Origin of the sequence: Bifidobacterium sp. ESL0764, from assembly GCF_029395515.1 — a bacterium.
Lineage (GTDB): Bacteria > Actinomycetota > Actinomycetes > Actinomycetales > Bifidobacteriaceae > Bifidobacterium.
In genome coordinates this window covers 907,702-926,828 of the sequence record NZ_CP113919.1, presented here as the reverse complement: position 1 = coordinate 926,828, position 19,127 = coordinate 907,702, and the positions used below count along the sequence as shown (strand labels likewise).

General features: G+C 58.2%; 14 protein-coding genes and 1 tRNA gene. 7 read left to right on the top strand and 8 right to left on the bottom strand.

Annotated elements, in window-relative coordinates; all coding sequences use genetic code 11:
- The first annotated feature begins 12 nt into the window (after window positions 1-12).
- Together OZX71_RS03310 and OZX71_RS03305 are read left to right on the top strand one after the other, a co-directional pair.
- Complete coding sequence (locus OZX71_RS03310; RefSeq protein ID WP_277160495.1) at window positions 13-1,422, top strand: ABC transporter permease; 1,410 nt, start codon at window positions 13-15, stop codon at window positions 1,420-1,422.
- The gene (locus OZX71_RS03305) at window positions 1,419-2,885 is read left to right on the top strand and encodes an ABC transporter permease (protein WP_277160494.1); all 1,467 of its coding nucleotides are present in this window, start codon (window positions 1,419-1,421) and stop codon (window positions 2,883-2,885) included. Before OZX71_RS03310 ends, OZX71_RS03305 begins: the two co-directional genes overlap by 4 nt.
- Before the next feature lie 172 nt (window positions 2,886-3,057).
- Here the strand turns inward: OZX71_RS03305 and OZX71_RS03300 are convergent, their stop codons facing one another.
- Complete coding sequence (locus OZX71_RS03300; RefSeq protein ID WP_277160493.1) at window positions 3,058-5,283, bottom strand: LTA synthase family protein; 2,226 nt, start codon at window positions 5,281-5,283, stop codon at window positions 3,058-3,060.
- 297 nt (window positions 5,284-5,580) lie between these two features.
- On the opposite strand from OZX71_RS03300, the gene OZX71_RS03295 reads away from it, so the two are divergent.
- Entirely contained in the window at window positions 5,581-6,972 is a 1,392-nt protein-coding gene (locus OZX71_RS03295; protein ID WP_277160492.1) for an alpha/beta hydrolase-fold protein, read from the top strand.
- A gap of 91 nt (window positions 6,973-7,063) precedes the next feature.
- The gene (locus OZX71_RS03290; protein WP_277160491.1) at window positions 7,064-9,841 is read left to right on the top strand and encodes a DUF2156 domain-containing protein; all 2,778 of its coding nucleotides are present in this window, start codon (window positions 7,064-7,066) and stop codon (window positions 9,839-9,841) included.
- A gap of 376 nt (window positions 9,842-10,217) precedes the next feature.
- Here OZX71_RS03290 and OZX71_RS03285 read toward each other — a convergent pair whose 3' ends face one another.
- The 5 genes from OZX71_RS03285 to OZX71_RS03265 form a co-directional block, all read right to left on the bottom strand.
- Window positions 10,218-10,637 (bottom strand): transcriptional repressor, encoded by a 420-nt coding sequence (locus OZX71_RS03285; RefSeq protein ID WP_277160490.1) that lies wholly within the window; start codon window positions 10,635-10,637, stop codon window positions 10,218-10,220.
- Between the two features lie 268 nt (window positions 10,638-10,905).
- On the bottom strand, window positions 10,906-12,078 hold the full coding sequence (gene purK, locus OZX71_RS03280) for a 5-(carboxyamino)imidazole ribonucleotide synthase (protein ID WP_277147104.1): 1,173 nt from the start codon (window positions 12,076-12,078) through the stop codon (window positions 10,906-10,908).
- On the bottom strand, window positions 12,062-12,559 hold the full coding sequence (gene purE, locus OZX71_RS03275; RefSeq protein WP_277160489.1) for a 5-(carboxyamino)imidazole ribonucleotide mutase: 498 nt from the start codon (window positions 12,557-12,559) through the stop codon (window positions 12,062-12,064). The genes purK and purE overlap by 17 nt, the downstream gene beginning before the upstream one ends.
- Window positions 12,560-12,717: 158 nt before the next feature.
- A complete protein-coding gene (gene yhbY, locus OZX71_RS03270; RefSeq protein WP_277160488.1) occupies window positions 12,718-13,026 on the bottom strand; it encodes a ribosome assembly RNA-binding protein YhbY in 309 nt (102 codons plus the stop codon).
- 71 nt (window positions 13,027-13,097) lie between these two features.
- Window positions 13,098-13,171: transfer RNA gene (locus tag OZX71_RS03265), tRNA-Arg, on the bottom strand.
- A 128-nt stretch (window positions 13,172-13,299) separates the two neighbouring features.
- Between OZX71_RS03265 and OZX71_RS03260 the strand changes: the two genes are divergently transcribed.
- Both OZX71_RS03260 and OZX71_RS03255 read left to right on the top strand, forming a co-directional pair.
- On the top strand, window positions 13,300-14,562 hold the full coding sequence (locus tag OZX71_RS03260; RefSeq protein WP_277160487.1) for a sensor histidine kinase: 1,263 nt from the start codon (window positions 13,300-13,302) through the stop codon (window positions 14,560-14,562).
- Window positions 14,559-15,260, top strand: coding sequence for a response regulator transcription factor (locus OZX71_RS03255; protein ID WP_277160486.1), 702 nt, complete (start codon window positions 14,559-14,561; stop codon window positions 15,258-15,260). Before OZX71_RS03260 ends, OZX71_RS03255 begins: the two co-directional genes overlap by 4 nt.
- Before the next feature lie 61 nt (window positions 15,261-15,321).
- On the opposite strand, the gene OZX71_RS03250 is transcribed toward OZX71_RS03255, so the two are convergent.
- Window positions 15,322-16,752 (bottom strand): hypothetical protein, encoded by a 1,431-nt coding sequence (locus OZX71_RS03250; RefSeq protein ID WP_277160485.1) that lies wholly within the window; start codon window positions 16,750-16,752, stop codon window positions 15,322-15,324.
- The gene (locus tag OZX71_RS03245; RefSeq protein ID WP_277160484.1) at window positions 16,749-17,579 is read right to left on the bottom strand and encodes an ABC transporter ATP-binding protein; all 831 of its coding nucleotides are present in this window, start codon (window positions 17,577-17,579) and stop codon (window positions 16,749-16,751) included. The genes OZX71_RS03250 and OZX71_RS03245 overlap by 4 nt, the downstream gene beginning before the upstream one ends.
- Window positions 17,580-17,789: 210 nt before the next feature.
- Between OZX71_RS03245 and OZX71_RS03240 the strand changes: the two genes are divergently transcribed.
- Complete coding sequence (locus OZX71_RS03240) at window positions 17,790-19,046, top strand: ATP-binding protein (protein ID WP_277160483.1); 1,257 nt, start codon at window positions 17,790-17,792, stop codon at window positions 19,044-19,046.
- Window positions 19,047-19,127 lie beyond the last annotated feature (81 nt).

Here is a 19,127-nt window from a genome sequence, read left to right as displayed (position 1 = left end):
AAAGGAGTCATCATGAACAACCGCAACATTCCATCGTTTGAGCAGACAGCAGCAGAAGCCCAAGGCATAGCCGCCGACGCCACGGCACATCAATCACTGCGCAATATCCACGCCGTCAATACCATCCATGCCATTCACTCCATCGTTCATCCCCTATCGGCGCATCACCCTACTCGCCTCGTTTCCGCCTTACTCGCCATCGCCACCGCGCTCTGTCTGGTCTGGGGCCCAGCCCTGCTGATGCCGCAACACCACGCATATGCCGACGAGACGGAAGCGAGCGCAACCAAATCCGGCAGCGACAACAGTGGCGCCACCGTCAACGAGCCGATGGCCGGACCCGTGCCGAACATCATCATCACCAACTTCACCTACGGCGACGGATCGATACCGGTCGGCGGCAATTTCAATCTCGGCTTCACCTTCCAGAACAAGGGCCAGGTGGCCGTGCAGAACATGGTCGTCACCGTCGACGGAGGCGACATGCTGACCATCGCGGGAGGTACCAACACCTTCTACGTCGACTTCCTTGCGGCCGGCTATTCCCTGACCGAAACCGTGCCGATGCAGGCGCTGGCCGACGCCAAGACCGGTGCTCAGGGCGTCTCGATCCACTTCAACTATGAATATGTCGAGAACAACCAGCGTTCCTCGGCCTCCGCCGACATCAAAGTATCGGTACCGCTCAGCCAGCCCGACCGCATGCAGTTGAACGCCCCGACCATCCCGGAGACCACGCGCCGCGGCGAGGAGACCACCATCACCCTGGCCTATGTGAATAAAGGCAAAGGCGACGTCTCGAACCTCGAAGCCACCTTGGAGGGCGAGGGCTTCAAGGCCGCCACGCCCACGCAGTACCTCGGCAACGTGGCCAGCGGAGCCAACGGCAGCATCGGCTACCTTTTCACCCCGGAGCGCACGGGCAAGCTCGACGCCAAGCTCAAGGTCTCCTACGAGGATTCCAACGGCAAACCGCAGAGCAAGGAGTTTCCGGTCAGCCTGCAGGTAGAGGCCCCGGCTCCGCCGCCAGAGGCCATGGCCTCCCAGGAAGCGCATGCACCCAATCCGCTGCCCTTCATCATCATCGGCGTCGTCGTACTGGTGCTCATCATCGCGCTGATCGTCATATTGGTGCGCCGCCATCACAAGAAAAAAGCCAGGCTCGCCGCCCTCGCCGATGACGATGATGACGACGACGATTGGGACGGTGAATCCGCCGATACCACCTTCGCCGCTCTGCCACCGGCAAATACGCAAGGGACCAACGGCACACCGACACAGGTGATACAGCCTGTCGCCGGGAACGGTACGTCTCCGGCATCGTTCAATGCAGATAGCGGTATCTTACAACCCGCGGATACGCAGGAGCCACAGGCTTCAACATCCGCACAAAGCCTTTCAAGCCGCGATGAGGACCAATGATGAAAGCCAGCGACATCGTACGACTCGCGGGCCAGAATCTCAAACGCCGCAAATCACGAACCGTACTCACCGTGCTCGGTGTGATCGTAGGGTCATGCTCCATCCTCATCATGATTTCGCTGGGGCAGGGGATGAGTGCCCAGAGCGAGCAGATGCTCAAAGCCATGGGCGATATGACCCTCATCTCGGTATCCAGCGAATCCCAAGGCGATTCGAGTTCCGGCCAAGGATCTTCGTCGCCCAACGGATTTGGCAGTGCGCCGAAAATCACCAAAAGCACCGTCCGTAATTTCCGCGATATCGACCATGTCGTGGCGGCGACCCAACAGGTGCAGCTGGAGCCACTCGTCAATGTCTCTACTGGCTCGGGCCGCTACACCACCGATGAATACAGCAACGTCGTCTTCGAGGGCATCGACATGGCGCAGCTCAAGGCCATGGGTTTTCAACTGACCGCGGGGCGGGAACCATTGAGAAGCGGCGAGGTGCTGGCGGGCAAATACACGGCGTATGCGTTCAAAGACAAGTTCCGCACTGCGGGCGAGGAAAGGCGCATGTCCCCGGAGATGGGCTGCGAATACAACGAGGCCACCGGCAAATGCGAACCCTCCGACGACCAGCCGTTCTTCGATCCGCTGAAAATGAGCTATGAGGCATCAAAATCATCGGGTGACGACTCCGGCGCAGACGCGAAAACAACCGGCATGGACTCTGCCCCGACGTCGAGCTCCAACGCCAGCGCACCGACAAACCGCATCTACAAATTCAACGCGGTAGGCTCTTTGAAACGCAACGTCGCCGCCGGCAACTCCACCGACATCGGCTTCCTGATGGATCTGCAGGACCTGGAGAAACTCCGCAAGACACTGGACGCAACCGGCGAGGCCATACCCGCCTCTTCGAGCGCGTTGGTCAAGGTCGACAGCATCGAAAACGTCAAGCAAGTGCAGGATGAGCTGAACGCCGAGGGCTTCGGCACCAGCTCCAGTGAGGACTCACGCAAAGCGGCGCAGAAGGAATCGAATCTGATGCAACTGGCCCTAGGCAGCATCGGCGCAGTGGCGTTCCTCGTGGCGGCCATCGGCATCGCCAACACCATGATCATGTCGGTGACCGAACGCACGAAAGAAATCGGCATTATGAAGGCGCTGGGCTGCTCCGTGCGCGACATACGCCTGATGTTCCTTGCAGAGGCGGCGTCGCTGGGCATACTCGGCGGGCTGGTCGGCTGCGTGCTGAGCGGCCTGGCCTCGCTGGGAATCAATATCATCGCCAAAAACGCCGCCGGTCCAATGATGATCGGCGACGGACAGGAAGCGTCCACGAACCTTTCCATCATCCCCTGGTGGCTTTACGTGGCGGCCGTCGTCTTCTGCGCCGTCATCGGCCTGATCTTCGGGTTCGGTCCGGCGAACAAGGCCGTGCGCATCCCCGCCCTCGACGCCATCAAGAATCAGGAATGATCGATGAAAAATATGCCGATGCCATGTTGTAAAGACGTTTCATGAGTTGGAGGTTGGAATAAACTTTCTCGGGCGTAGACTTGGCCGGGCATAATCCTAGATTTTGCCTTCGCGCGGATAATTCGCGCTCACTTCGCCTACGGATAGTCCACAGGACTATCCGCTTAACGGCTCAGCCCATAAACCCGACGTCTTTAAGATACCCCTTGCCGGCGGTGACGTCGTATTGAATCAGCTTGTAGTCGTGCATCAGCTGCTTGGTCGCTTGGTCGAAGTCGCTCGCGGCCATCGGGTGCCCCTTGGCATCGAGGTAGATCGGCTGGCCTTCGGGGATGCGCGACCAACCCTGGATCTGGTTGACCACGGGCGGCTCCATCGCGGAGACCTTGCCATGCAGACGGGTGAGGAAGGCGAGGAACGGGGTGACCTTGGCGTTGGTCTGCTCGGCGGCCTGCGCCATGAAGAAGTTCGGAGAGGAATAGTTCCCGTCCGGGCTCTTGTAGCCCTGACGCCCGCTCGCCTTGTTCGACCAGATGAAGTAATCGGTGGTATGCAGGGCCAGCGAGTTCTTCTCATCGGCCGAAGCGGTCTTGTAGATGCCCGGCAGGTGGTCGCCGTAGAAGACGACGGTGACCGGCTTCTTGAGCGAATCCATCTGACGAAGGAACTTGGCAGTGGCCTTGTCGGTGATGTTCGCGCCCTTGGCGTAGGTGTTGATGGACTTGTTCTCGTCGGCTCCGAGCGGCTGCGAGGAATCGGTGGACTTCGCCTTGAACGTATTGCCCTTGTACCAGTTGTGATACGGCATGTGGTTCTGCATCGTCGCGAGCTGGACGAATTCATTCGAAGAGTTCTTTTTCATCGCTTCATAGACGCTCTGGTAGGCCGAGGCGTCGGAGACGTAAGGCGAGGAGTCGATCTTGGCGCGGTGGGCGATGACCTCGGGCGGCTCCAACGAATAGAAGTGCGAGAAACCGAACTTCTTGTAGTTGTTGGCACGCAGATACATCGACGGCTCATAGGGGTGGAAGGCCACGGAGTGCTCCTTGCTCCCCCACAGCTGGTTGACGGTCGGCGTCCACTTCTCACCGGGGACGAGCTGCTGGTACGGGCTGGTCAGCGAGGCGTCGAAATTGGCCATCGACATCCCCGTCAGGCTCATGTATTCGAGGTTCGCGGTGCCGCCGCCGTAACCGGAAGACAGCATGTAGCCGCCGGTGGTGTGCTTCTTGATTTCGCGGGTATTGGGAATAGCATCATGGTTGAGCTTGATGCCCGGCACGCGCGACGGGTCGGAATACGATTCGGAGAGGATGAAGACGACGCTGCCGTCGCTCATCTTGCCGGTACGCGTCTTGTTGATCTTGGCGGCTTCGGCGAAATAGCGCTTGGCGACCTGTTTCATCGTCGCCTCGCTGTAGTCGCTCGGCTGGTCCATCACCTTGGGATGGGCCTGCCCCAAGAAGGAGACCAATGGGCCGTTGCGCTGCGCGTCATAAACGGAATCCCACATCGAGGGGATATAGCCCATGGTCTTGGCGAAGGCATTGGTGAAGGTATTGATCTGGCCGACCTGATAGCTGAAACCGGTGACCAGAAGCAGCGGCACGACGATAAGCACGATACGCAAGCCGGCGCCAAGGCTTTTGCGTTTGATACTGCCGTTGCCGCTTTTGGCGTCGAGCTTGGCATCGTTCTTATCCGCACGATCCGCACTCTGGCCATGTCCATGACTTTCGGCGACGCCGCCGGAGCGAGGTGCGAAACCGAATACCTTGCCATGCCGCATATCGAAATGGTTCAGCACCGCAAACAAGACGACAACCAGAACCATCGCGACCACGACCGCGGCGATCAGCCCGCCTGAACCGGAAGGGATGAAACTCATCAATGAACCGGCGTCCCCGTTGGAGACGAAACTCAGATCCGATGGAAGAATCGTCTCATAACGAACGTCGACCTTGAAATGCTCCACCACCGCAATCAGGATCACCAAGACGAGCATGACGGCAGTGGCGATCCAGAAACGGTTGAACACCATGATCACGGCAAGATAGATGAACCCCAGCAACAGCAGATTCAGAACGAAGACGAAATTGCCCTTCTCCCACATCTTGGAGACCATGCCCCACACGCCGGTCAGGGGGCTTGAAAGCTTCACACGGGTGTCGCTTTGGGAAACACCCTGCTGCAAAATGAGGGCCATGACGACGTCAAAAACCAAAAACAGCAGTGCATAGGCCCAGGCACGAATATGCAACCTCTTGGATTTCGTTTTCGCGCTATCAGACGAATGCCCGTCGGCGCCTACGACGTCATCGCGCACAGACGATAATCCATCGTGGATATCACGTGAATTCTTTTCTTCAGCGTTTTCCGTTTTTCCGTCCTTATTCATCGGTTTTCCTTCAGTCGATCACGTTTCATTGCGGCATCCAAATCCCGCACCCCTGTATCCATCATCCCCTTCAAAGCAAGAACAATAGCCATAAAACCTCATATTCCGGCTCTCGCAAGAAACGCCGGAAGAAAAACCATAGTGTTTCCTGCAGCGTTTTCAACAATCATAACGACACGATACTATATCCCCTTTTGAACGCTCTGCGGCAAATCCGCAATCATTCTTGCGGCTGATTGCTCTTGGCGAAGTCATGAGTCTAGAATCATGACGGTATATTTTAACGCAACAGGGGAAATGATGGACTGGTTTTTCAACATTCAACTGACCAAGGGCTGGCTGCCTACCTCGATGCTGATAGCTACCATCGTCGGTATTGCCCTCCTTGTCATTCTCAAATCCAAGGACGGCTGGCTCGAACCCCTTTTGAAACAACTCGGATGGGGCGTCGTCGGCGGCCTGGTCGGACGTGTCGTCGTCTGGCTGCTTTCCGACGTCTTCATGGTTTTCGGCGTCAGCCTGGGCAGCCTTGTGGAAACCAGCATCACCTACGGGCTTGCCGTGGTCTCGGCGCTTATCGCCGCGTGCATCGATTCCGGGAAGATTCGCCGAGTCATCGCCATCATCACCATCGTTCTGGCGGTGGTCACCTGCGCGTTGAAAGTCGACGGCATCTACGGCGAATACACCACCATAGGATCGGTCTTCGGCCACAACCAATTCTCCAAACTCGATCCAGGCACGGTCGGCAAAACAGACGGCAAAGCCGACAACACCGTCGAAAAGTGGAAAAAGCTCGGCAAGGAAGGCAAACTTCCGACGATGCCCAAGAAAGGCGCGGTGCATTCGGTCGATATCCCCGCCACCCTTTCGCATTTCAAGGCCCGCACGGCCAACGTCTACCTTCCGCCTGCAGCCCTGACGAAAAACCCACCAAAGCTGCCGGTCATGATCGTCATGGCCGGCCAGCCGGGCACGCCGGACCGCTTCTTCAGCGCCGGGGTACTCGGGGCTAAGCTCGACGCCTACGCGGCCAAGCACTATGGTCTGGCCCCCATCGCCGTCTCCCCTGACCAGAACGGGTCGCTGACCCACAATTCCCTGTGCGCCGACACACCAAAAGGCAATGCGGAAACCTATCTGACCCGCGACGTGACCCGCTGGATCAAGTCCAACCTTCCCGTGGAGCAATCACCAAGCAAATGGCTGATCGGCGGATTCTCACAAGGCGGGACCTGCGCCACCCAGCTCGGGCCTGCACACCCCGATCTCTACGGCCATATCTATTCCGCAGGAGGCGAGATCGAGCCGACCGCCGGATCGCACAAAAGCACGGTGAAGAAATATTTCGCCGGCAACGAAAAAGCGTTCGACAAGCATGTCCCGATCAACATCATCGAACGCCACTCGCCTTCGAAACAGACATGGTTCTCCGCAGCGGGCCAGGTCGATTCGAAATCGCAAAAGAACCAGAAGGCCATCTCGAAGGCGGCCATGAAGGCAGGGATGTCGGTGACCACGGTGGTCGTGAAAGGTACGGGACACGACTGGCACACCGTCAACGCCGGCATGAGTGCCCAAATCGACCTGTTCGGCAGCGAAACCGGTCTTGGCAAAACCGGCAAAAGCATCGATTCCTATCCTATGCTGGAAGTGGTCGCGGCCAATACCAATACATTCGGCGATTAAATGTTATTACAAAACAATTAAATCCATCATAATGTTATTATCAAATCAGTTATGCTGATCAAACGAGACGAAGAACGAAAGTCATTAAAGCATGCAGAATCACGAAGATCGGAAAAACAAAAAGACCGGAAGGGGCGGACCCTCAAGTTGGACGGTGCTTGGTCATGATCTCCTAAGCTGGACACGCAGCCATCTTTTCGCCATCATCGTCGCCGCAGTGTTCCTTGTCGTCAATATCTGCGACATGGTCTCCTCGGCCATACGGCACCTGCATGCTCCGGCCTATGGACGTAGCCTCAGCCTCACCGAAATCCTCTTCGGACGCATGCCGGGCGGCGGCAGGCCACACGACCCCTTCCAGCAGCCCCTGCACAGCCAGGACATCGTCCCTTGGCTGACGAAGATCCTGCGTTCCGCGGTGTTCGTGCGCAGCCCACTGATGCTCATCATCTATACCTTGCTGATTGTCGTCATCCTTTCCGTGGCGCAATCTCGGCTCGGAGCCCTGAAGACGACGTTTGCCGCACTGTTCAGCGCAGTCGTCGGGTCAACGCTTGGGATTCTGGTCTGCGTTCTTGTCGACATGGCCATGCACGACTGGCAGAGCATGGAGCGCCTGCCCGTCCTGCTTTCCCCGTTGACCATCATCGTCGGGGCGTTGATGGCGGAAAGCGCCTATGAATCCGTACTTTGGAGGCGGCGCATCCTGCTGCTCGGCTACACCGTCATCGGCACGCTGCTGCTTTTCAGCGGCAATCCCGGCGACTATTGCACGCTCGGGGCCGCGATTGTCGGCCAGCTCACCGGTCTGTTGATGCACGGCCCGGTCAAAGATCACATCGCGTGGAGCAACAGCACCGATTATGAGATCCGTCGTCTCTTCGCCTTCGCCCAGCTGGTGCTGGCTATCGGACCTCTGCTGGCGCTGACCTCGACCTCGCATCTGGGGCCATTGACCACATTCGGCCTTTTCACTTCCTCCATCTGGGGCGATTCCTCGCTGCTCACCTCCTGCAGCGTCAACCAATCGGTGACGAGCTGCCTGCGTCTGGTCGCGTCCCGACAGCATTTGGCGATAGCCGGCCTGTGGCTGCACCTGTTGCTGCCCATTGCCGCCCTTGCCTTGGTGGCATGGGGACTTTACCACGGACGCAGGCTGGCCGCGTGGGTGAGCATCGTGCTCAATGGCGCCGCCGTCGTATTTGCCGTGGTCTACTATGTCATCTTCCCCTTCACTCTTACGCCATTGACCCCGAGCATGGCCAGCCGCTACAACTTCATGCCTGCTTTCATCACCACTGCCCTGCCGCCGCTGGTGCTGATCATCCTGATGATTCGTGAGCTGCCGCATTTCAGCGTTTCGACCGGCTCGTCCAAGGTCCGCGCCGGCATTGCCGCCATAGTCGGCATGCTGCTGGTCACCAGCTGCGTCTATATCGGCTTTGCCGTGTCGGCTCCCGAGGACTTCAAGCCACGCCCGACCGTCAAGCTGTTGATGATAGACATGCTTCGCCGGCTTTTGCCCACCGGCTTCGGCGGCCGCAAACGCACCACGCTGATCGCGCCGCAAACCGAGTTGGCGGCATTGGTAAGCGAAGGTCTTACCGTCGTCTTTTGGCTGACGGTGCTTATCGTCTTCATCCTCTGGTTCCGCGACAACGTCACCCCCGACGAACGAGACCGCAAGAAGGCCGAAACGCTGGTCGCCCTCGGCGGTGAATCCATGAGTTTCATGACCACTTGGGAAGGCAACCACTATTGGTTCTCCTCCACCGGCCGTTCCGCCATCGCCTACCGCGTGCTGCACGGCATCGCCCTGAGTGTCACCGGTCCCTTCGGAGACGCGAGCGAATACACACAGGATCTGCGTGAATTCTCGAAGTTCTGCGACACAAAGGGCTGGTCCCCTTCCTTCTATGCCGTCCACGACGACCAACGCGAGCAGCTCGAAAAAATGGGCTGGTCCTCCATTCAGGTCGGCACCGAAATGGTCATCGACCCCAACAAGTGGGCGACGCGCGGCAAGAAATGGCAGGATATCCGCACCGCCATCAACAAGGCCAAGCGCGACGGCATCACCGACGTGCTGACCACCTACGACCAGGCCGGTTTCAATATCGACCAGCAGATCGTCGATATCTCCGAACAATGGGCCCAGTTGAAGGCGCTGCCGGAAATGAAATTCACGCTCGGCGGCATCGAAGAACTGAGAGACGACCGCGTGGCGCTGCTGTATGCCATCGACACGCAGGGCACGGTTCTCGGCGTCACCAGCTGGCTGCCCACCTACCGTGATGGCCGGGTCATCGGATGGACGCTCGATTTCATGCGTCACCGCACCGACAGTCCCAACGGCATCATGGAGTTCCTGATCGCCCGCATGGCCGAACGCCTGCGCGACCAAGGATTGGCGGACCCGGCCAACGCCATTGAATTCATGAGCCTTTCGGCCGCTCCTCTGGCTGGCATGGGTGAGAAAGCCGCCGTTGCCGCAGACAAGGCGGTCGAAGGCGATCAATCCGGGAAAGCAGAGGATCCGTCCGAAACCGGACAATCCGAGAATACGAATGATGACAACGCCGAAGCCAAACCGAAGACGGCATCACCCAGCGGAACGGAGATCATCGAACACGCGTTGCAGATCGCGGCCGACGTGCTTGAGCCTGCCTACGCTTTCAAGTCACTGTTCTTCTTCAAGAAGAAGTTCCAGCCCAGCCCGGCCCCGATCTACATCTGCTATCCGGATTCGGCCAAGCTCGCGCAGATCGGCATCGCCGTGGTCAACGCATACGTGCCCGAGCTCAAACCGAAGCAGGTCGTTGAAATCGTGAAATCCATGACTTCACCGGATAAAAGCAACAAAAAATAGGCGCTGTCCAAAACCTAACGGCACGTAAAAGGGATAGCGGCGAGTCATTATTGGCTGACTGCTATCCCTTACATTCAAAGGTTCATATTCGAAGCCGTGCAAATGATAAAAGACAGACAGCCGCGTAGAGGAATACAAGAAACTTCTACCAATGCGTCTGTGCAATTGTCACTTTTTACGTGCTTGCTTCGCTGCCTATGTAAAAGATGACATTTATTGCTGCTGTTTGTCATCTTTTACATAGCCCGATTCAGCAAGCACGTAAAAGTGACAAACAGACGAGCAAGACAACGTTCAAACTCATCGTCATTCCATCAATACACCAGCAGAAGAAAACGGGACGACACCTCCGACATTGCCACATGCCGAATCGGTTTTAGTCGTTTTCCGCACCTTCCAATCGCCGGCAATCCGCGCACAGCCCGAAGACTTCGAGGGTGTGCGAGCTGACGGTGAAACCGTGTTCTTCCGCGACTTTGTGGACCCATTGCTCGGGAGGTTCGATCTCCACCGTCTTGCCGCAGTTCTCGCAGACCAGATGATGGTGGTGCTCGCCGTCCTTGCAGATACGGAACATCTGCTGATCGTTCAAGTGGATGGTGTCGGCCCTGCCGTCGTCGGCCAGCGCATTGAGCTGCCGATAGACGGTGGAAAGGCCGATCCCCTGGCCGTCCTCGCTCAAAATCCGATAAAGGTCCTGTGCGGAAACGAAATCATCGCAAGCGTGAAGCGCCTTCAACACGGCGTCCTTCTGCCAGGTGTGCTGGCTGCCGCGTCTGCCACTGCGGGAAAGCATCCTCCGCGCAGAAGGCTTTCCATCATGCCGCTCGTAGGCTGTCACTATTCAAGACCTCTTTCATCACCACTGCTTGCCGGACGTAATCGCCCTCGTAAAACCGAAGAACGCCTTATAACGCACTCTGCATTTTACTCACATTTCTTCGACTTGAAAAGGAAAATTACGCTACTCTCATCGATTCAGATCGATTCAAATCGATTCGAGTAGCGTAATACATAATATGATTCTTCCTTGCCCCAACGTCAATACGGGAAAGTCACGTTGTCTATTGCCGCAGATCATCCCAGCAGCCGGTGGCTTCAAGCTCGTCGACCGTGCGCTGCGTATCGTCGGTCAACACCGTGATGTGCCCCATCTTGCGGTCCTGGCGCACCTCGGCCTTGCCGTAGTCATGGACGCACCACTCGGGGTGCTCGCCGATCAGCGCGCGCGTCGGAGCGACGTGCTGGCCCAGGACATTGGCCATCACGGCCGGGCTCAGGAGCTTCGGCTGCGGCAGCGGCCAGCCTGCGATGCCACGGATATGGGCGTCGAACTGGTCGATGGAGCAGGCCTCGATGGTGTAATGGCCGGAATTGTGCGGACGCGGGGCAAGTTCGTTGACCACCACGCGGCCGTCCTTGGTAATGAACAGTTCGATGGCCAAGGTGCCGGCCAGCTCGAACCCTTTGGCCAGACGCAGCGCGAGCGCCTTGGCTTCTTTGGTAATCTCGTCGCTGACCTTAGCCGGCGCGATGGTCAGGTGCAGGATGTTGTGGCGGTGCTCGTTGCGCACGATGGGGAACGTGACGAAATCCTTGCCGTTGCCGGAGATTAGAATCGAGGCCTCGAACGCGAAATCGACGAAGCCTTCCAAGACGGATGGCGGGAACGTTCCTTCCTTTTCGTCGCGCTCATGGACCTTCGCCAGATCTTCGGGGCCATGCAGAACGACCTGCCCGTGGCCGTCATAGCCGCCGCGACGGGTCTTGAGCACTGCGGGATAACCGATTTCCTCGATGGCCTTGTCGAGTCCCGTAAGGTCGTCGACCTGACGCCAAGGTGCGGTGGCAGTGCCGTGATCGTTGATGAACTGCTTCTCGAAGACACGGTCCTGCGTGACACGCAGCAGGTCGGTGCCTTGCGGCACGGCGACGCTGCCACGCACCTCATCGATCGCGTCGGCGTCCACGTTCTCGAACTCGTAGGTGAGCACGTCGCTGCGTTCGGCCAGTTCGCGGATGGCGGCCTTGTCGTCGTAATCGGCGGTGACCTGAAAATCGGCGACCTGGGCGACCGGGCAATCCGGCGTCGGGTCGAGCACACCGATACGGAAGCCGTGGTAGCGCGCGGAAAGCGCCATCATGCGCCCGAGCTGCCCGCCGCCGATGATGCCAATGGTCGCCCCCGGCATCAACTGCTTGATCTTCCCATTGGTCTCTTCAGACAAGCTCGGCATTGGATGCTTCCACCTTCCCCTTCGACGCCTCACGATAATCGTCAAGCGCTTTGGCTAATTTTTCGTCGTTGATGCTTAGAATGCTCACGGCCAACAGGCCGGCGTTCGTAGCCCCAGAATTGCCGATGGCCATGGTCGCCACGGGAACGCCGCCAGGCATCTGGACGATGGAAAGCAGGGAATCCACGCCGGAAAGCGCGTGCGATTTCACCGGTACACCGATGACCGGCAACGTGGTCTGCGCGGCGACCATACCCGGAAGATGCGCAGCTCCCCCGGCACCCGCGATGATGACCTTGATGCCGTTGCTGCGAGCGTTGTGCGCGAAATCCGCCATCAACTCAGGCGTGCGATGTGCGGAAATGACTTGTTTGGAATAGGAGACATTGAACTGGTCGAGGGTAAGGCAGGCGTGACGCATCGTCTCCCAATCGCTTGCCGAACCCATTATCACTGCTACTTGTGGCGTATGAGCTGCCATTGATACCTCCGGTATCCTTGGGGACAAACCCAGTCCCCACTCTACGCGACAGCTACGAAAAAGCTGGAGGACCCAACTGCATACGAAACATGCGATTTCATCAAAAATGCCACCGGCGACTACCGATGGCATCCAAGGCATAGTCTGATGGCTTATGACTATCGAACGAGCTCGATCTTCTCGGCTCCCGGCTTCTTCGAAGGCTTGTAGAGCACGAAACGATGGCCGATGACCTGCACCAGCTCAGCGCCGATCTGACCGGCCAAGGTCTCGCCGACCTCCTGCTCGTCGACCGGGCATCCGTCCTGCACCACGACTTTGAGCAATTCGTGCGATTCGAGCGTCTCCGAAGCCTGCTTGACCGCGGCGTCGGTGACCCCGTTCTTGCCGATCCACAGCAGCGGTGAAAGCTTGCTCGCCAGCGCCTTCAACTGTTTGATCTGTCGTTTGTTGAGTTTCGTTGCCATTGCCAAATCCTTTATTCCGATAGTTCACTATTCCCGCTTTGCCACCCACGACACCGCGGCACCTACAAAAGTGACCCCGGCGAGATTCGAACTCGCGACCTACAGATTAGAAGTCAGTTGCTCTATCCAACTGAGCTACGGGGCCAAACACCAAGTAGATATTGTAGCAGTACAGCCGAATGAGCGTTTTCGCTCTGCGATTTGCAATCGGATAGCAGACGCGAATGCCGGCAGCCTCTTTGTTAGACTGGAATCATTACTTCAGGAGCCAGGATGAGCAACAATACCAAGGCAAAGTCAACCGCGACACAAAGCCAGCATTCGTTGCCTGTCAAGCCTGCATCATCTCGTTTCCGCGCCATGTTGAGCGCACCGGCACGCGAGTTTCCCAGATATTCGATGCTGATTTTCGCTTTGGGATTCGTCTTTCAGTTCCCCGATTCCGCGTATATGGGCCGTCGCCTGCTGTTGTGGGTGCAACCGACACTGGCGCTTTTGCTCTATGTCGCCATGCTCAAGGCTCCCCGACTGGTCTGGCAACGTGTTGCGGCCTTGGCTTTGATCTTAGTGTGCATCTGGGCGTCGCCGTTTATGCGTCATGGCGGGCAGTTGCTGGCCTACATCGTCGAGGCAGAGGCCTCATTGCTCTTCGGACCACTTTTCGGCTACGTCGCCATTGTGGTGTCGGCTCCGTTGATGTGGGCACTGACCCCGATTTTGAATGACCTATCCGGCAACCACAGCATGTATTTCCTTGTTATGGCGCTCTATATACTGCTCGCCGGCATTCTGTTCATGGTCTATACCACCCAATCAACGAAGCTGCAGCGGGCCAACGCACAGCTCGCGCACGACGTCGACACCATCGAATCACTGACGCTTTCCCGCGAGCGCGCCAGCATGGCCAGTGAGATGCACGATTCCATCGGCCAACGCTTGACCGCCATGCACTACGCCCATGAGTCCGCGCTCAACGCCACGGCCGCCACTGAAAACCTCACCGACGACGAACGGGCAAAAATCGACAAGCCTATCGCAAGAGCCGACACCATCACTAAAGACGCCTTGTCCGAAGTCCGGCAAATGGCACGGGCGCTCGGCCCCTCGGCGCTGGGTCAGACGCTCACCAACGACTCCATCGAGGCAATGGCTCATTCCTTCGCCGATGCCGGCCTCAAGATGCGCACCGACATCATCGGCAACGTAAACCTACTCGATGCCGATATACAAACCCTGATATTCCGGGCCACGCAGGAGACGCTGACCAATGCCGTCCGCCACGCCCACGCCACCAAAGTCAATCTGACGCTCATCGTCAGCGGGGAAGAAACGACACTGAGCGTCGAGGATGACGGACCCGGCATCGATGCTGACGACATCGATCACGGCTTCGGTCTCTCGGCACTTGAAAAGCGCGCCCGACAAGCCGGAGGAACGCTCACCCTCGGCGAATCACAGGAACTCGGCGGTGCCAGCGTGACCCTGACGGTTCCGCTGACAGGCGATGCGGAAGCGGAAAGGACGGCACACAAATGACGGACGCTTCACCAATGGCCGGAACGAACAAGCTCATTCGCCTGCTGATCGTGGATGATCAGGAGCTCATTCTGACCGGCCTTGCCGAACTCGTTTTCTTCATGCCCGACGTCGAAATCGCGGCACAGAAACTCAGCGGCAAAGCAGTGCTCGCGTTGGGCAAAGCCACGCTCGATTCCATCGACGTCGCGCTCATCGACGCGCGTATGCCGCAGATGAGCGGCACGGAACTCATCTCCCGGCTGCACGCCGATTATCCCGGCATCAAATGCATCCTCTTGACAGCCTTCGACGAGGATGACAACCTCATCGCCTCAATGAAGGCCGGGGCCGTGGGTTATCTGCTCAAAGACGTCTCCACTTCCGAGCTGAACGCCGCCATCCATACCGCGGCTGCGGGAGGGAAAGTCATCGGCGCCAGCGCCACGGCACATGTCATGCGTCTTATCACACAGTCCAATAATGATGGCAACAGCGACGATAACAACAATGGAGAAAACACACGAACTTCGGCTCTGACACCACGGGACCAGCAAATCGCCTCGTTCATCGCCCAGGGCATGACCAATTCCGAAATCGCCTCAAAACTGTTCCTCTCGACCGGAACCGTGAAGAACCATGTCAGCCGCATTTTCTCGGCTCTGAATGTCCGCAACCGCACCGAACTGACCGCACTACTCAACGGAACGCTGGACTAGTACCCCGATACGGACGGGATAATCGGAACATACCGATTATCCCCTGAACATCAGCCACACATCATTCCCCGATTGCGGAGGCGATGATGCGCACGGAGTCCTGATACCGGGTGGCCATTCCCTGAACGCCCGTGGCCACGGCCCCTACGACAACAGCGATGACGAGGATGCCGAGCCAACCGGCCAGTTGCAGGTTCGGCACGCAAGCACCCACCAGTTTCAACAGGCCGGAATCAATGGAAAGCAACGCCACATTCGTGATGATGAAGGCGAGGAAAACCGCGCTTGCCGCCATGATCGCGCCGTCCAGGAACGACAAAACCCGCAGCTGGCCGACCTCGGCACCGGCCACGTAGGTCAACGCGGCGTCGACCCTGCGTTCGCCGGCCGAAATGCAGAGCCCGGCCACGACGCCGGCCAACGCCACCACCAGCGCGGGCGCCAAGATGGCTAGGATCCTGTCGAGCCCTGCGGCCTCATACCCTTTGACTCCCGGCGCGACATGGTCCATGGTCGAGGCGGACGTGGATATCGCGCTGGAGACAGTCATCGTCATGGCCAGTCCGATCACCAAGGGCATCACCGTGCCGCTCTGTCGGTCGATGCGGCCGCTCGACTGCTGCCCGGCCAGTCTCCAGGTGGCCGATGGCACAGGAATGGACGTCCACCATGAGGTGAACCGACCCAGCACGGCCGGTGCAGCCAAAGCCAGCGCGAACACCATCAGGAACATGCCGCCAATGACGGTCAGCAGCAGCATGGTCCCGGTCGAATCGGAAACAGCCTTGCCCGCCATGATCGCGGCGCGGCTCGCACGCTTCAGCGTCATACTCGACAGGGAGAGCAGCATCGCAGCCGCCGCCAGCAGCAGCACGACAAACGTCCAACGGCGGGCACCAAGGCGACGCGGCGGATTCTGCGACTGCCGCAACGCCTCGATCGGGCTGATCCGTGCCATGGAACGCATGGTGAACACCGTACCGACCAGCACCGTAACCCCGCCGAACTCCGCCCCCTTGACCAAGGCCGAATACACGCCCGTACCGACGTAGGGCAGGAAACTCCCCGTGTCCTGCAAAATCGGCAGGTAGAACCAATAGAAACGCCGAGCAACAGGCGGCACCAAGACGAACGCCACCACGTTCGCCAGCACGAACAAGACCGCCACCACCACGATCGTACGTATCAGCAGCTGGACCGGCGTGGCGCCCTGAAGCACCAACAGCGCCAGTTGACGTCGACGCTGTTTCAAGGCCGAGGAGACCACCCAGAGCACCACGAAGACGAACATCACAATCAGAAAGAACATCGGCAAGTCGATCATGTCGGCGATGGCATGACGGGTGCCGGTGCAGCCGGCATTGCAGGCCCGCTTCAGCGATTCCTGCAACGCCATGAAGAGCGACAATGTGTACTGGCCCACAATCAGCACCAAGCCAACCGCACCCCAGACCAACGGCGCGGCTTTCAAGTCCTTCAATATGCCTTTCATGCGTTCACTCCGTTACGGGAATCGTCGAGCCGTGCAGCCGGCGCGATCCTGCCGTCACGCACCTCGACAATCCGATCGCATTGTCTCGCGATTTCGGGGCTGTGAGTGACCATCACGACCGTTTTCTTGGGGTCGCGCGCCACGTCGCGCAGCACCTCGATCACCTTCCGGCCGTTGCCTTGGTCGAGCGCACCGGTCGGTTCGTCGGCAAAAATGATGTCCGGACTGGTCAAGAGCACCCGGGCCAGCGCCACGCGCTGCTGCTCGCCGCCCGACAGCTCGGTCACACTAGACTTGCGCTGAGCGCCCAGGCCGAAATAGTCCAGTATGCTCTGCGCCTTCTTGCGCGGGAAGCGCGAAGCACGCAGCGTGAACGGCAGGGCGAGGTTCTCCTCCACGCTCATGCTGGCCACCAGATTGTAGGACTGGAAGACGAATCCCAGATGGTTGCGTCTGAATCTGGTCAGCTTCGTGGGTTTCATACCGCCGATCTGCGTGCCAAGCAGCGAGACCGAACCCTGCGTAAACCTCTCCAGACCTGCCAGACAGTAGAGCAACGTCGACTTGCCGGAACCGGAAGGACCGACGATGGCCGTCATCTGGCCGGGGTAGGCGCGAAAATCGATGTCCTTGAGAATCGTGACCGAGTCGCCCTTGCGCGGCGAGACCGTCATCGTCAGTCCGTTGGCCATCACCGACGGCGTCAAGAGGCCGGGCTGGGTTGCGTCCATTGAAGCGGATGCCGGATACTGAGCGGCGTGCGGCATGTTTGCGGTGCGTGGCATATTCACGACGTGCGGCGTATTTGCGTTGTGCAGTGTATTCATATTGTTATCCTCACACGCCAATTGGCTCCACGCCCGGTGCCGAAAGTCACTGTTTTCCCCTAAGTGTTCGCAAATGGCGGAGGAAACCGGCCGAAAACAATGACATCGAAATGATCAATGGACAACGCCAGCTTCGCGTAAGTTGCGAATATGGCGGAATTGCAATGGAAATCCATGGTTCGTGTCGTAAAGCCACGATAAACTCGAGTCATGCATACGGACGAGGGAATGCCCCATACAGATGACCACAGCGAAGCCCGGCAGGCCACCGAGCCGTTTTCTGCGGCGCTTCCCTTCGACCATCGTGTGAGTGTGAATCAAAACCTGACCTTCGAATATGCGAAACCTGCGTTCGCTTCGGCCGGCATCGAATGGTGCGACGAAAACCTGGTACGACTGCATCTTTTCGATGCCGAAAAGCAAGCCACCAACACCGCTCTCCTGCTTTCCGAGCAATGCCCTTACCTTGTCAAATGTGCGGTCTTCGACGGCGAGACCAAATCGAAGCTTACGGAACGGCAGAACGTTTCGGGCTCTCTCCTGAATCAAATCGACGCCACAATGATGTTCCTCAACCGGCACAACCCTGAAAACGCGTGGCCGCAGACCGCCCTGCGCGAATCGCTTGTCAACGCCGTTTTGCACCGCAATTACGACAAGAACGGGCCGATTCTCATCAGTATCTTCGATTCGAGCATCGAAATCGTCTCCCCCGGCGGTCTGGTGGACGGTTTTGAGGTCAACGACCTGTTGAACGGGGTCAGCGAATCACGTAACGCATGGATTGCAGACGCATTCGAAGCCCTGCACTTAAGCGAGAACTGCGGCACCGGGGTGCAGCGAATCCTTGATGCCTATTCGCAGAGCCTTTCCAGCCCGCAGCTGCGTGTCGGCCCTGGATCGGTGGCGATGATTCTGCCCAAGCCGGTGCTCGACTCCGTATGGCCGGAGCAGACAGACGACGAAAATGCCGAAAGTGCCGAAAACGGCACTTCGAATGGCGCTAATCATGATTCCGGCAAGGAATCAGGCAGAGCCAAACGCTATACGTTCCCATTGGGCGGCCCGCATCTGTTCACCACGAATCCGGCCGAAGCGCTCAGCGGAAGCCGCGTGTTGGACGTGGCGCCTCTCCCCTCCGTGGTTTTTGCGGGTGAGAAAGCATGGAAGCTTCTTAACGGCGATTATGGTTCCCAGAAATCGGACTCGTTGCCCGGCAATGTCAAAGACGAATTGCGCGCATGGGCCAAAGGTGCGGAAACGGACCAATTGCAAATCAACACCCTTGAGGAGATCACCATGCATCTGATCTCAAAGAGAAAGAGCGCGATGAGTCTCAAGGAAATCCAAAGCCAATTGGGCACCAATTCCGGAGCAATGACCGACGTGCTCAAAGGCCTCACCGATCAAGGAAAGCTGCAAAGCATCACTTCGGCGGGAACAACAAGATACTCGTTGCCTTACTAGTGGCGAATTCGTAGTCTCACGCGTATTGTTTTACCTTGGCTGTCACGGCAATTCAGCGAAAAAATAGAGACAGACCAGTCG

Bases quoted from the DNA above. Each gene is read 5' to 3' on its own strand.
- OZX71_RS03310 (WP_277160495.1), top strand. From the start codon at position 13: ATGAACAACCGCAACATTCCATCGTTTGAGCAGACAGCAGCAGAAGCC.
- OZX71_RS03305 (WP_277160494.1), top strand. From the start codon at position 1,419: ATGATGAAAGCCAGCGACATCGTACGACTCGCGGGCCAGAATCTCAAA.
- OZX71_RS03300 (WP_277160493.1), bottom strand. From the start codon at position 5,283: ATGAATAAGGACGGAAAAACGGAAAACGCTGAAGAAAAGAATTCACGT.
- OZX71_RS03295 (WP_277160492.1), top strand. From the start codon at position 5,581: ATGATGGACTGGTTTTTCAACATTCAACTGACCAAGGGCTGGCTGCCT.
- OZX71_RS03290 (WP_277160491.1), top strand. From the start codon at position 7,064: ATGCAGAATCACGAAGATCGGAAAAACAAAAAGACCGGAAGGGGCGGA.
- OZX71_RS03285 (WP_277160490.1), bottom strand. From the start codon at position 10,637: ATGCTTTCCCGCAGTGGCAGACGCGGCAGCCAGCACACCTGGCAGAAG.
- purK (WP_277147104.1), bottom strand. From the start codon at position 12,078: ATGCCGAGCTTGTCTGAAGAGACCAATGGGAAGATCAAGCAGTTGATG.
- purE (WP_277160489.1), bottom strand. From the start codon at position 12,559: ATGGCAGCTCATACGCCACAAGTAGCAGTGATAATGGGTTCGGCAAGC.
- yhbY (WP_277160488.1), bottom strand. From the start codon at position 13,026: ATGGCAACGAAACTCAACAAACGACAGATCAAACAGTTGAAGGCGCTG.
- OZX71_RS03260 (WP_277160487.1), top strand. From the start codon at position 13,300: ATGAGCAACAATACCAAGGCAAAGTCAACCGCGACACAAAGCCAGCAT.
- OZX71_RS03255 (WP_277160486.1), top strand. From the start codon at position 14,559: ATGACGGACGCTTCACCAATGGCCGGAACGAACAAGCTCATTCGCCTG.
- OZX71_RS03250 (WP_277160485.1), bottom strand. From the start codon at position 16,752: ATGAAAGGCATATTGAAGGACTTGAAAGCCGCGCCGTTGGTCTGGGGT.
- OZX71_RS03245 (WP_277160484.1), bottom strand. From the start codon at position 17,579: ATGAATACACTGCACAACGCAAATACGCCGCACGTCGTGAATATGCCA.
- OZX71_RS03240 (WP_277160483.1), top strand. From the start codon at position 17,790: ATGCATACGGACGAGGGAATGCCCCATACAGATGACCACAGCGAAGCC.